Source organism: Bradyrhizobium sacchari (genome assembly GCF_002068095.1).
Lineage (GTDB): Bacteria > Pseudomonadota > Alphaproteobacteria > Rhizobiales > Xanthobacteraceae > Bradyrhizobium > Bradyrhizobium sacchari.
Map to the genome: position 1 here is coordinate 164,103 of NZ_LWIG01000010.1, position 11,404 is coordinate 175,506.

At 64.5% G+C, this 11,404-nt stretch carries 12 protein-coding genes and 1 pseudogene; 1 reads left to right on the forward strand and 12 read right to left on the reverse strand.

The annotated features are described in order from the left end of the window. The 6 genes and pseudogenes from A5906_RS44420 to A5906_RS14385 all read right to left on the reverse strand — a co-directional run. Positions 1-443: pseudogene (locus A5906_RS44420) on the reverse strand (protein norD); the annotation flags it as partial. Positions 444-453: 10 nt separating this feature from the next. Further along, the gene (locus A5906_RS14365; protein WP_080135840.1) at positions 454-1,263 is read right to left on the reverse strand and encodes a CbbQ/NirQ/NorQ/GpvN family protein; all 810 of its coding nucleotides are present in this window, start codon (positions 1,261-1,263) and stop codon (positions 454-456) included. Positions 1,264-1,325: 62 nt separating this feature from the next. Then, the gene (locus tag A5906_RS14370) at positions 1,326-2,672 is read right to left on the reverse strand and encodes a cbb3-type cytochrome c oxidase subunit I (RefSeq protein ID WP_080135841.1); all 1,347 of its coding nucleotides are present in this window, start codon (positions 2,670-2,672) and stop codon (positions 1,326-1,328) included. 33 nt (positions 2,673-2,705) lie between these two features. Beyond that, the gene (locus tag A5906_RS14375) at positions 2,706-3,158 is read right to left on the reverse strand and encodes a c-type cytochrome (protein WP_080135842.1); all 453 of its coding nucleotides are present in this window, start codon (positions 3,156-3,158) and stop codon (positions 2,706-2,708) included. Between the two features lie 95 nt (positions 3,159-3,253). Further along, positions 3,254-3,517 carry a cytochrome C oxidase subunit IV family protein gene (locus A5906_RS14380; protein ID WP_080135843.1) on the reverse strand — a complete coding sequence of 88 codons (264 nt, stop codon included), beginning with the start codon at positions 3,515-3,517 and terminating at the stop codon, positions 3,254-3,256. Further along, entirely contained in the window at positions 3,517-4,023 is a 507-nt protein-coding gene (locus A5906_RS14385) for a cytochrome c oxidase subunit 3 (protein ID WP_080135844.1), read from the reverse strand. Before A5906_RS14385 ends, A5906_RS14380 begins: the two co-directional genes overlap by 1 nt. Before the next feature lie 238 nt (positions 4,024-4,261). On the opposite strand from A5906_RS14385, the gene A5906_RS43010 reads away from it, so the two are divergent. Then, positions 4,262-4,429, forward strand: coding sequence for a hypothetical protein (locus A5906_RS43010; protein ID WP_167523648.1), 168 nt, complete (start codon positions 4,262-4,264; stop codon positions 4,427-4,429). 92 nt (positions 4,430-4,521) lie between these two features. Here the strand turns inward: A5906_RS43010 and mmsB are convergent, their stop codons facing one another. The 6 genes from mmsB to A5906_RS14415 form a co-directional block, all read right to left on the reverse strand. Continuing rightward, the gene (gene mmsB, locus A5906_RS14390) at positions 4,522-5,712 is read right to left on the reverse strand and encodes a multiple monosaccharide ABC transporter permease (RefSeq protein WP_080135845.1); all 1,191 of its coding nucleotides are present in this window, start codon (positions 5,710-5,712) and stop codon (positions 4,522-4,524) included. Next, the gene (gene mmsA / locus A5906_RS14395) at positions 5,709-7,280 is read right to left on the reverse strand and encodes a multiple monosaccharide ABC transporter ATP-binding protein (RefSeq protein WP_080135846.1); all 1,572 of its coding nucleotides are present in this window, start codon (positions 7,278-7,280) and stop codon (positions 5,709-5,711) included. The genes mmsB and mmsA overlap by 4 nt, the downstream gene beginning before the upstream one ends. 231 nt (positions 7,281-7,511) lie before the next feature. Next, complete coding sequence (chvE, locus tag A5906_RS14400; RefSeq protein WP_080135847.1) at positions 7,512-8,585, reverse strand: multiple monosaccharide ABC transporter substrate-binding protein; 1,074 nt, start codon at positions 8,583-8,585, stop codon at positions 7,512-7,514. A 70-nt stretch (positions 8,586-8,655) separates the two neighbouring features. Beyond that, positions 8,656-9,534, reverse strand: a complete 879-nt coding sequence (locus tag A5906_RS14405; protein WP_080135848.1) for an SMP-30/gluconolactonase/LRE family protein — start codon at positions 9,532-9,534, stop codon at positions 8,656-8,658. After that, positions 9,534-10,613, reverse strand: coding sequence for an aldose epimerase family protein (locus A5906_RS14410; RefSeq protein WP_080135849.1), 1,080 nt, complete (start codon positions 10,611-10,613; stop codon positions 9,534-9,536). Before A5906_RS14410 ends, A5906_RS14405 begins: the two co-directional genes overlap by 1 nt. 2 nt (positions 10,614-10,615) lie before the next feature. Beyond that, positions 10,616-11,404: Gfo/Idh/MocA family protein (locus A5906_RS14415; RefSeq protein ID WP_245326734.1), on the reverse strand; the 789-nt coding region annotated here is incomplete at its 5' end.

An 11,404-nucleotide genomic window follows, 5' to 3' on the forward strand; every position in this document is an offset into this window, starting at 1 on the left:
AAGACCGCCGTTTCAGCGGCGCGGCGCAGCACGAGCAGATCGCGCCGGAGCGGATCGGTCTCGGCGATCGCTTCGGTTGGCGCGACCGCGAACCAGGCCGCGAGCCAGCGATAGAGGCATGCATTGAGCTCGCGGCCGGGAAAAAGCGCAATGCGATCGGGCAGGAAGACGGTTGTGGTGTCGCGGCCCGGCTGTTCGAGGCGCTCGTCACCGAGGCCGATGCGTTGCCGCCAGCCGAGCCGGTGGCTGGACTTGCGCGCACCGGCGCTCGCGATCTGCACGCCCGCCTTGCCGCCGAGCGCGCGGAACATCACCGCGAGCCTGCTTCTCATCTCGGCAAGCGAGACCGCGTGATCGGCATGAACCGGATAGCTGGCAGTGCCCCCGACCATCCGGTGCCAGGCACGGCCGACCCTCTCCTCCAGTTCGAGGAAGTCGAGCATGGGACCGGCCTCACCCGATCACGGCACGCGCGACGTCGAGCAGCGCGGCCTTGACGTCGGCATCGTCGGTCAGCGGCTCGATCATGCCGCCGAGCACGGCATCGGCAATCGGCATGCCGGCGGCAATCAGGGTCGCGCAATAGACCACGAGGCGGGTCGAGACGCCCTCCTCGATATCGTGGCCCTTGAGGGCGCGCAGCCGGCCGGCCAGCGCCACCAGCGGCCGTACGCGATCCGGCGACAGTCCGCTCTCGGCGGACACGACGGCGACCTCCTGCTCAGGCGGCAGGAAGCCGAACTCGATCGCGACGAAGCGCTGCCGCGTCGATGGCTTCAGCGCCTTCAGCAGCGTCTGGTAACCGGGATTGTAGGAGACGACGAGCATGAAGCTGTTCGGTGCAGCGAGCTCCTCGCCGGTGCGCTCCAGCGGCAGGATGCGGCGATCGTCGGTGAGCGGATGCAGCACGACCGTGACGTCCTTGCGCGCTTCCACGACCTCGTCGAGATAGCAGATGCCGCCCTCGCGCACCGCCCGCGTCAAGGGACCGTCGGTCCACACGGTGTCGCCGCCTCGCAAGAGATAGCGGCCGGTAAGATCGGCCGCGGTGAGATCGTCGTGACAGGCGACGGTGTGGAGCGGCAAACCGAGCCGCGCCGCCATATGCGCGACGAAGCGGGTCTTGCCGCAGCCGGTCGGCCCCTTGAGCAGCACCGGCAGCTGATGCCGCCAGGCCTGCTCGAACAGCACACATTCGTTGCCGCTGGCGACATAGGGCGGCAGCGCGGGCGCCGAGGTCACGGTGTGAAGAGCGGGTTTCATGATGTCTCTCCGGACTTTCCAGGAAGCGGGCGGCCGCGGCGAACCGCGGCCGTCGTTTGCGTTTACTCGGCCGGCTGCAGCGCGGCGGGAACGGCCGCCGTCTTCTCGCGGCCCGGCATCAGCACGGCCCACACGAACATCAGCGCGGAGATCGCGACGAACACGCCGGAGCCGAGCCGGATCCAGTAGAAGAAGGCGAGCTGGTCCTGCACGTCCATGTAGCTCTGGCCGAGGATGCGCTGGAGATGGACCTGGATCACGCCGGCGAAGGTCAGCGCGAAGGTCATGGTCATCATGGCCGTGCACATGATCCAGAAGCTCGCCATGGAGAGCCACTGGTTATAGGGCGCACGTCCCTTGAGTTGCGGGATCGCATAGGCCATGACGGACAAGTTCAGCATCACGTAGGCCCCGAAGAAGGCGAGATGGCCGTGCGCGGCGGTGACCTGCGTGCCGTGGGTGTAGTAGTTCACCGAGGACAGCGTGTGCAGGAAGCCCCAGACGCCGGCCCCCAGAAACGCCATCACCGAGCAGCCGACCGACCACAACAGCGCAGCGCGGTTCGGGTGCTTGCGGCCGGCCTTCCAGGTCATCTGCACCGTGAAGATCACCATGGTGAAGAACGGCGCCACCTCGAGCGTTGAGAACAGCGAGCCGATCCACTGCCAGTAGCCGGGCGCGCCGATCCAGTAGAAGTGATGGCCTGTGCCAAGAATGCCGGAGAACAGCGCAAGGCCAATGATGACGTAGAGCCACTTCTCCACGACCTCGCGGTCGATGCCGTTGAGCTTGATCATGAGATAGGCGAGCACGGAGGCCATGATCAGCTCCCAGACGCCCTCGACCCAGAGATGGACGACGTACCACCAGTACATCTTGTCCACCGCGAGGTTGGCCGGATTGTAGAAGGCGAACAGGAAGAAGATCGCAACGCCCCACAGGCCGAACAGCAGGATGTTGGTGACCGTGGTCTTGCGGCCTTTCAGCGCCGTCATGGTGACGTTGAACAGGAACATCAGGCAGACGACGACGATGCCGACCTTGATGATGAAGGGCTGCTCGAGGAATTCGCGGCCCTCGTGGTAGTGGAAGAGATAGCCGACGACGGCGACGCCCGCGGCGCCGAAGAACATCCAGAACTGGATCTTTGCGAGCAGCGGGCTGAAAAGCTCGGTCTCGGTTTCCTCAGGCAGCAGGAAGTAGGTCGCGCCCATGAAGCCGATCAGCGACCACACGATCAGCGCATTGGTGTGGATCATCCTGACGATGTTGAACGGCAGGAGGGTCGAGAGCGTGTTGGGCAAAACGTAGATGGTTCCCGCGAGCAGGCCGAACAGGACTTGGGCCAGGAACAGCGTCAGCGCGCCGTAGAAATACAGCATCGCGACTTTCTGGGTTTGGTATTTCATCGATGTGCTCTTTCGTTGGGATTGGTTCGATGCTCAGCCGGCCTTGTTCGGCGGCCATTCCTGGCGCTTGATCGTCGAGGTCCATTGCAGGAAGTCGGCGAGATCGTTGAGCTCCTGGTCGGTCAGGTTGAACTGCGGCATCTGCCGCCGGCCCGGTGCGCCCGAGGGCTGCGCCTGCATCCAGGCCTTCAGCGTCTCGCGCGCAGCGGCCGGGTCCTCCTTGCCGCCCCAGCGATCCCAGACGTTGCCGACCTCGGGCGCGAAATAGGCGCCCTCGCCCAGCAGCGTGTGGCAGTTGATGCAGGAGTTCTTCTCCCAGACATGCTTGCCGCGCGCGACCGACGACGTCAGCGTGGTCGCGTCGGTCGAGTTCGTGGCCATGTAATAATGGCTGTGCGCCGTCAGCCCGATGAAAATGGCGAAGAAAAAGGCCGAACCGCCGTAGAACACGTTTCGAGCGGCCGACTTGGTCAGGCGTTCAGCCATTGCCAATCCTTTCCGGTTGTTTCCTGAAGAAATGCGATGCTGCGATTTATTGCTGCTTTGCCCGGCCCGTTCTTTGTCAGGGCGCAATGAGCGCATCAGATCAGGGCGACGATCGCGGACGCCAGCCAGGCGAACAGCACGACGATGAGGACCCAGGCGCTGACGAGGTCGCGCCAGAGCGCCGGCGCGGCGCGGAGATCGAGGAAATCCAGCACGATGCGGCGCCCCTTGAGCGCGGCGAATGTGAGCAGCAGGGCGTTGGCGAGCAGCGGACGGATCACAACGGAAGGAACCAGGACGGTCGCCATCGCGAGGCCGATCAGCGCGATCCAGGTGATGTCGAGACGATCGAGCACCATCAGCGCACCAAATAGAGAATCGGGAACATGACGATCCACACCAGATCGACCATGTGCCAGAAGGCCGTTCCCGTCTCGACGCCGGATGTTTCGGCACGGCGGCAGACCACGGCGAGAATGACGATGCCGAGGCCGACATGCAGGAGATGAAAGCCGGTGAGCAGGAAGTAGAGCGTGAAGAACGGGCTGGTTTCGAGCCCGACGCCGCGCCCGATTTCTTCGGCATATTCGGCGAGCTTGATCGCGATGAAGAGACCGCCGAGCGCCATGGCGATCAGGAGCCAGCGGCGCGATGCTCGCCTCTCCCTGGTCCGCGCGGATCTGGTCGCGCGGGCCGCGGCCCAGCCGCTGGTCACCAGCACAAGCGTGTTGAGCCCGGCGATGTTTGAATTGAGTGTGGCCTGCCCGGCCGCGAACACTGCGGGGTGGATTGCGCGGGCGACGGAGAAGGCGCCGAGGAACAGGCCAAAGGCGACGAGCTCGCTGAAGATCAGCACCCAGATCATGGGATCGCCGGGGAGATCCTCGAGGATGCCCCAGCCGGTTCCCTATTGTTCGCAATCGGCCGCTGACATCTGCTTTCCGGATCAGGACACCGGAAAGACTTAACTTACCCGTCCAGTTCGGAATTTGTCGCAGGACAAACTGGGGATCGCTGGGCGCCTTGTTTGCGCCGACGCAACGTCCGGGCGGCCGGATCGCGGTACGAAGCGGTTCAGGTTCCCAGGACTGGCGAGTGACAAAATGAGTGATGCACAGATCGGGCTGATGACGGCGACCCCCATCATCATCGCCTTCGCCATCGCGCTCCGGCGCATGGGGGTTCTCTCGACGGTCGCGACCGTATCGGCAGTAAGCCTCTCCGTCGCGATCGCGACGGTGCTGTTCACGACGCAGTCACCGCTGCCGTAGGGTGGATTAGCCAAAGGCGTAATCCACCACTTCTGCATCCGCGGTGACGGGCGTTGGTGGGTTACGCCTTCGGCTAACCCATCCTACGGGATTTACCGCCGCTGGTTATACACGTCGATGCAGACCGCACCGAGCAGCACCAGGCCCTTGATGACCTGCTGATAGTCGATGCCGATGCCGAGGATGGACATGCCGTTGTTCATGACGCCCATGATCATGGCGCCGACCACGGCGCCGCCGACGCGCCCGACGCCGCCATAGGCCGAGGCGCCGCCGATGAAGCAGGCGGCGATGACGTCGAGCTCGAAGCCGAGACCGGCCTTGGGTGTCGCGGTGTTCAGCCGCGCGGCGAAGACGAGGCCGGCGAGCGCAGCCAGCACGCCCATGTTGACGAAGGTGAGGAAGGTCAGCCACTCGGTCTTGATGCCCGACAGGCTGGCCGCCTTGGCGTTGCCGCCGACCGCGTAGATCTGCCGTCCGATCACGGTGCGGCGGGTGACGAAGCCGTAGAGCGCGATCAGCGCGGTCATGATCACCAGCACGTTTGGCAGGCCGCGATGCGAGGCGATCAGGTAGGTGAAATAGAGCACGGCGCAGGCGAGCAGGATGCTCTTGCCGAGGAAGAATGCATAAGGCTCGACCTCGATGCCGTGCGACTGCTCGCGCGACCGCCCCTTGGCGCTGGCATAGACGAGGCCGAGCGCGAGCACGGCGCCGATCAGCATCGAGGTCGGATGCAGCGTGCCGGCCTCGGGCAGCATCTCCGGAATGAAGCCCGACGACAGCTTCTGGAACGTCGCCGGGAACGGCCCGAGCGACTGGCCCTGCAACACCGCGAGCGCCAGCCCCTTGAACACCAGCATGCCTGCCAGCGTGACGATGAAGGACGGGATCTTGAAATAGGCCACCCAGTAACCCTGCGCCGCACCGATGGCGGCGCCGAGCGCGAGGCAGGCGATGAAGGCGAGCGTGTAGTCGACCTTGTAGGTCACCATGAGAAGCGCGGCCACGGCGCCGATGAAACCCGCGACCGAGCCGACCGAAAGGTCGATATGGCCGGTGACGATCACCAGCAGCATGCCCAGCGCCATGATCACGATGTAGCTGTTCTGAAGCACCAGATTGGTGAGGTTCAGCGGCTGCAGCAGCGTGCCGCCGGTCATCACCTGGAAGAACAGCATGATCGCGATCAGCGACATCAGCATGCCGTAATTGCGCAAATTGTTCTTGATGAAGCCGCCGTGCCGGCCCTCCTCGGGCAGCGACACCGTCTTGTCGGTCATGGCTGCGATCCTCCCATCTCCGCGGCCTCAGGCACGCTGTTGCTTCGTTCGTTGCGCATGATGGCGCGCATGATCTTTTCCTGCGTTGCATCTGCGCCGTTGAACTCGCCGACAAAGGCGCCGTCGTTCATGACGCAGATGCGGTCGCAGATGCCGAGCAGCTCGGGCATCTCTGAGGAGATCACCACGACGCCCCGCCCGGCTTCCGCCAGCTCGTTGATGATACAGTAAATCTCGTATTTGGCACCGACGTCGATGCCCCTTGTCGGCTCGTCCAGGATCAGGACCTTGGGGTCGGTCATCAGCCATTTCGACAGGACCACCTTCTGCTGGTTGCCGCCGGAGAGCTGGCCGGTCTCCTGGTAGACGTCGGAGCAGCGGATGCGCATGCGGTTGCGGTAGTCGCTGGCGATCTTCAGCTCGGCGATGTCGTCGATCACCTTCCCTGGTGCGACCTGGTCGAGGCTCGCGAGCGTGATGTTCTTGCGGACGTCGTCGGCGAGGATCAGACCGAGCTGCTTGCGGTCCTCGGTAACATAGGCAAGGCCAGCGTCGATCGCCGCGGCGACGCTCGGAAGCGCGATCTCCCGGCCCTCGAGCCTGAGGTGGCCGCTGATATTGGTGCCCCAGGAGCGCCCGAACAGGCTCATGGCGAATTCGGTGCGCCCCGCCCCCATCAGCCCGGCAATGCCGACGACCTCACCGCGCTTCACGCCGAAATTGACGTTCTTGATCACCTGCCGCTCGGGATGGATGGGGTGATAGACCGACCAGTTCTCAACGGTCATCACAGGCTCCCCGATCTTTGCGCTGCGCTCCGGGAAGCGGTGAGCCATATCGCGATTGACCATGCTGCGGATGATGCGGTCCTCCTGGATGGGCTCGGCATGGCAGTCGATGCTGTCGACGGTGCGGCCGTCGCGCAGCACGGTGATGTGGTCGGCGACCTTGGCGACCTCGTTGAGCTTGTGCGAGATCAGGATCGAGCCGATGCCCTGCTCGCGGAACGCCATCAGGCGTTCGAGCAGCGCGGCGCTGTCGGCCTCGTTAAGGCTCGCGGTCGGCTCATCCAGGATCAGCATCCGCACCCGCTTGGACAATGCCTTGGCGATCTCCACCAGCTGCTGCTTGCCGACGCCGAGATCGGTGATCAGCGTATCCGGAGATTCCTTCAGGCCGACCTGCGCCAGCAGCTCGCGCGTGCGCCGGTACACTTCGTCGCGATCGATGACGCCAAACTTCGACGGCGGATGCGACAGGAAGATGTTTTCCGCGATCGACATCAGCGGGATCAGCGCCAGCTCCTGATGGATGATGATGATACCGAGGGCCTCGGAGTCGTTGATGTCGCGGAAACGGCGCTCCTCGCCCTCGAAGACGATGGTGCCCTCGTAGCTGCCCGCCGGATAGACGCCGCTCAGCACCTTCATCAGCGTGGACTTGCCGGCGCCGTTCTCGCCGACGAGGGCGTGAATCTGCCCGGCATGAACCGAGAAATTGACGTCGCGCAGCGCCTGCACACCGGCAAAGCTCTTGCTGACGTTGCGCATCTCCAGCATGGCGGTCATTGGCGTTGGTGTCCCTTGCTTCGCCTCTCCCCGCGTGCGGGGAGAGATTGAATGATATCGCTGCATCCACGTCGTCATTGCGAGCGCAGCGAAGCAATCCAGACTATCTCCGCAGTAGCAGACTGGATTGCTTCGCTGCGCTCGCAATTACGGAGTGCATAGCAACCACAGCCCGATTGGAGAGAACCCCTCACCCCGCCCCAAGAGCGGGGAGAGGGAGAAAAAAGAAGCTCACTGGAACTGCGATTTCTTGTAGTAGCCGCTGTCGACCAGGGTCTTCTCCCAATTGTCCTTGTAGACCACGACCGGCTTGAGCAGATAGGACGGCACGGTCTTGACGCCGTTCTCGTAGGTCTTGGTGTCGTTGACGGTCACCTGCTTGCCGGCGAGTGCAGCGTCGACCATGTCGGCGGTCACCTTGGCGAGATCGCGGGTGTCCTTGAAGATGGTCGAATACTGGTCGCCGCGCAGCATCGCCTTGATCGACGGCACCTCGGCATCCTGGCCCGAGATAACAGGCATCGGCTGGTCGGCGCTGCCGTAGCCGACGCCCTTCAGCGAGGAGATGATTCCGATCGAGAGGCCGTCATAGGGTGACAGCACGGCGTTGACCTTCTTGTTGCCGTAATAGGCGCTGAGCAGATTGTCCATGCGGGCCTGGGCGGTGGCGCCGTCCCAGCGCAGGGTCGCGACCTTGTCCATGCCCATCTGGCCGGACACCACGACGAGCTTGCCGCTGTCGATGTAGGGCTTCAGCACGCTCATCGCGCCGTTGTAGAAGAAGTAGGCATTGTTGTCGTCGGGTGAGCCGCCGAACAGCTCGATGTTGAACGGGCCCTTGCCGTCCTTGAGGCCGAGGCCCTGCACGAGCGACTCGGCCTGGAGCACGCCGACCTGGAAATTGTCGAAGGTCGCGTAATAGTCCACGTTCGGCGTGCCGCGGATGAGGCGGTCATAGGCGATCACGGTGATGCCCTTTGCTTTCGCCTGCTTGAGCACGTCGGACAAAGTGGTGCCGTCGATCGCGGCGATCACCAGCGCCTTGGCGCCCTTGGTCACCATGTTCTCGACCTGCGAGAGCTGGTTCGGAATGTCGTCCTCGGCGTATTGCAGGTCGGTGTTGTAGCCACGCTCTTTGAGCACCTTGACCATGTTGTTGCCGTCGTCGATCCAGCGCGCCGACGACTTCGTCGGCATGGAAATGCCAACGGTCGCCTTCTCCTGCGCGGAGGCGGCGAGGCCCGTGGCCATCGTCGCAGCGCCGGCCAGGGCCAACGCGAGGAATGTGGTCTTCAGTTTCAGCATGTTTCACTCCCTTTGGGTGTCAGACTGTTTTTCGTGTCGTCGAGAACGGAAGTCGGTTGCTTGGGGTCTCCTATGCGAGCTTGACGTCGGGCTCCGCGCGACCGCGCGCGGATGCTTCGAGCAGAAAGGTGCAGCCGGCTTGCGGATCGGCGGCGCGGGTCGCCGCGTCCATGTCCTGCCAGGCGGAGGTCACGAGCAGGCGCGACAGATCCGGGCCGACGAAGGCGGGACAGCTCGCCTGCTTCGCCGGCACGCCGATCGAGCGGAGGCGTTCGCCTTGCGGCGAGTAGACGTCGACACGGCTCGCGCCCCAGCACGCATTCCAGATCTGTCCGTCGGCATCGCACACCGAGCCGTCGAGGCCGCCGATGCCGCTGTGGCGCAGCAGCACCTCCGGCTCGCCGCGTGGCAGGCCGGTCGCGGGATTCAGCGGCACGGCATAGAGCACCGCACGCGGCGTGTCGGTGAAATAGCCGGTGGCGCCGTCAGGCGAGAAGCAGATCGAGTTGGGAATGCTGATGCCCGGAAACAGCGTCGAGATCTTGCCGCGATGGAGCGCGTAGATCGCCCCGGCCTTCGGCTCGGCTTTCTTACCCATGGTCCCGATCCAGAACGTGCCGGACTGATGCACCCGGCAATCGTTGGAGCGCGTCGCGGGATTGTCCGCTTCGAGCGGACAGAACAGCGTCATCACGCCATCGGCGAGCTTGCGGATGTAGAGCCCGTCCTCCGCCACGATCAACTGCCGCTCGGCATCGATGCGCCCGAGCGCGCTCGCCATCCGGCCGAGCGCGTGGATGCGGATCGCGCCGCTGCCGAGCTTCGCCTCGAACAGCTTGCCCTCGCGAATGTCGAACCACCAAGCCGTGTCGGTGGTCACATCATAAGTCGGCCCTTCGCCGAGATGGCATTGCTCGGCGGATAGAACCGAGGTCGGCACCTGTTCCATCATGACGCCCTCACTCCAAAGCGATAGACGGTGTGATGCTGGTAGACTTGGCCGGGATCGAGGCGCGGGGTCGGAAAGTCCGGCCGGTTCGGTGCGTCGGGCCAGATGTGCGGCTCCAGGCACATGGCGTCCGATTGCCGGATCAGCTTGCCGCCCTTGCCCGAGATGGTGCCATCGAGATAGTTGCCTGAATAGACTTGGAGCCCGGGCTGATTGGTGAGCAGCTCCATGAGGCGTCCGGAGCGCGGCGCCTCCAGCCGCGCCGCCAGCGCAAGCATGCCATCGCGGCCGAGGCAATAGGTGTGGTCGTAGCCCCTGCCGTTTCGCAATTGCGGGTCGCTCTCGCGGATGCGCTCGCCGACGGTATGCGGATCGCGAAAGTCGAACGGCGTACCGGCAACGCTGCGCGGCGGCTCCGGCAGCGGAATGGCCGTGGGGTCGATGGCGAGAAAATGCGCGGCCGCGACCGTGAGTTTGTGGTCCAGGATCGGCGTGCCGGACGCGGCGCCTTCCAGGTTGAAGAAGCTGTGGTTGGTCAGGTTGACGATCGTCGGCCGGTCGGTTCGCGCTTCCATCATCAGCGACAGCTCGGTCGGGCCGGTGATGCGATAGGTCAGGCGGACATCGAGCTTGCCGGGATAATTCTCTTCGCCGTGCGGGCTCGTGTAAGTCAGCGTCACCGCAGGCTCGCCCCCCTCCTCGATCGTGGCAACGTCCCAGAGCTTGCGATCAAAACCGTCGAGACCACCATGCAGCGCGTTCGGACCGTTGTTGACCGCGAGCTGCACCGCTTCTCCATCTAGCGAGAATTGTCCTTTGGCGATGCGGTTGGCATAGCGGCCGACGGTGGCGCCGAGGAACTTCCGTTCGGCGAGATAGCCGGCGAAGTCATCGTAGCCGAGCACGACGTCGTCGGTACCGCCTTTGGCGTCCGGCGCGATCAGCGCCTGGATCACCGCGCCGTGGGTGATGATGCGAGCTTCGAAGCCGCGCTCCCCGCGCAGCACGATGCGCTCGACCTTGCGGCCGTCCGGCAGTGTTCCGAAGACGTCTTTTTCTATCGTCTTTGAGCCGGCCATGTTCAGTCCACAAACGGTTCGACGATCGTGCGCTTGCCGAGCAGGAAGGAGTCGGCGACGAGCCGCAGCGGCGCCAGATCGACGTCGCTTGCGCCTGACGCCGCCAGCTTGACGAAGCGCTGGTACAGCTCGCGATATTCCTGATCGGGTGCATCCGCAATGGCCTTGCCGTCCACGGCCATCCGCCGGCCACCGGCCGACAATGTCATCCGGCCCTGATCGGTTTCCACGAGGATATCCCAGCTCTGCGGGCCGGTCTGGCGGAAGTCGAATTCGGCGGTGATGGGCAGGCCGCCGATGTCAGTGAGGTTCAGGTTCGCGGCGATCGGCGCCTGGCAATTGGCGGGAAAGGCGAGCTCGGCCGCAGTGACGAACACCGGCTGCGGCAGGATGCGGGTCAAGATCGACAGCGCGTTGATGCCCGGATCGAACACGCCGAGGCCACCGGGTTCCCAGATCCAGGCCTGGCCGGGATGCCAGACGCGGACATCCTCCTTCCAATTGATGTGCACGGATCTGATCCGGCGGCTCGCCAGCCATTCGCGGGCCGGTTCGACCGCCGGTGCGTAACGCGAATGCCAGGTCGCAAACAGCGTGCGCCTGGCATCAGCCGCCATCGCGATCAGCGGATCGAGCTCGGCAACGCCGGTGCCCGGCGGCTTCTCCAGCATGACATGCTTGCCGGCGGCGAGCGCGGTTGCGGCCTGGGCGCGGCGCACCTGCGGCGGCGTGCAGAGCGAGACCGCGTCGATCGGCGGACCTTTTTCCAGCAGCTCCTCGATGGTGGCGAA

Excerpts from the sequence above, each read along its gene's own strand:
- A5906_RS14365 (WP_080135840.1), bottom strand. The coding sequence starts at position 1,263 with ATGAAACCCGCTCTTCACACCGTGACCTCGGCGCCCGCGCTGCCGCCC.
- A5906_RS14370 (WP_080135841.1), bottom strand. The coding sequence starts at position 2,672 with ATGAAATACCAAACCCAGAAAGTCGCGATGCTGTATTTCTACGGCGCG.
- A5906_RS14375 (WP_080135842.1), bottom strand. The coding sequence starts at position 3,158 with ATGGCTGAACGCCTGACCAAGTCGGCCGCTCGAAACGTGTTCTACGGC.
- A5906_RS14380 (WP_080135843.1), bottom strand. The coding sequence starts at position 3,517 with ATGGTGCTCGATCGTCTCGACATCACCTGGATCGCGCTGATCGGCCTC.
- A5906_RS14385 (WP_080135844.1), bottom strand. The coding sequence starts at position 4,023 with ATGATCTGGGTGCTGATCTTCAGCGAGCTCGTCGCCTTTGGCCTGTTC.
- A5906_RS43010 (WP_167523648.1), top strand. The coding sequence starts at position 4,262 with ATGAGTGATGCACAGATCGGGCTGATGACGGCGACCCCCATCATCATC.
- mmsB (WP_080135845.1), bottom strand. The coding sequence starts at position 5,712 with ATGACCGACAAGACGGTGTCGCTGCCCGAGGAGGGCCGGCACGGCGGC.
- mmsA (WP_080135846.1), bottom strand. The coding sequence starts at position 7,280 with ATGACCGCCATGCTGGAGATGCGCAACGTCAGCAAGAGCTTTGCCGGT.
- chvE (WP_080135847.1), bottom strand. The coding sequence starts at position 8,585 with ATGCTGAAACTGAAGACCACATTCCTCGCGTTGGCCCTGGCCGGCGCT.
- A5906_RS14405 (WP_080135848.1), bottom strand. The coding sequence starts at position 9,534 with ATGGAACAGGTGCCGACCTCGGTTCTATCCGCCGAGCAATGCCATCTC.
- A5906_RS14410 (WP_080135849.1), bottom strand. The coding sequence starts at position 10,613 with ATGGCCGGCTCAAAGACGATAGAAAAAGACGTCTTCGGAACACTGCCG.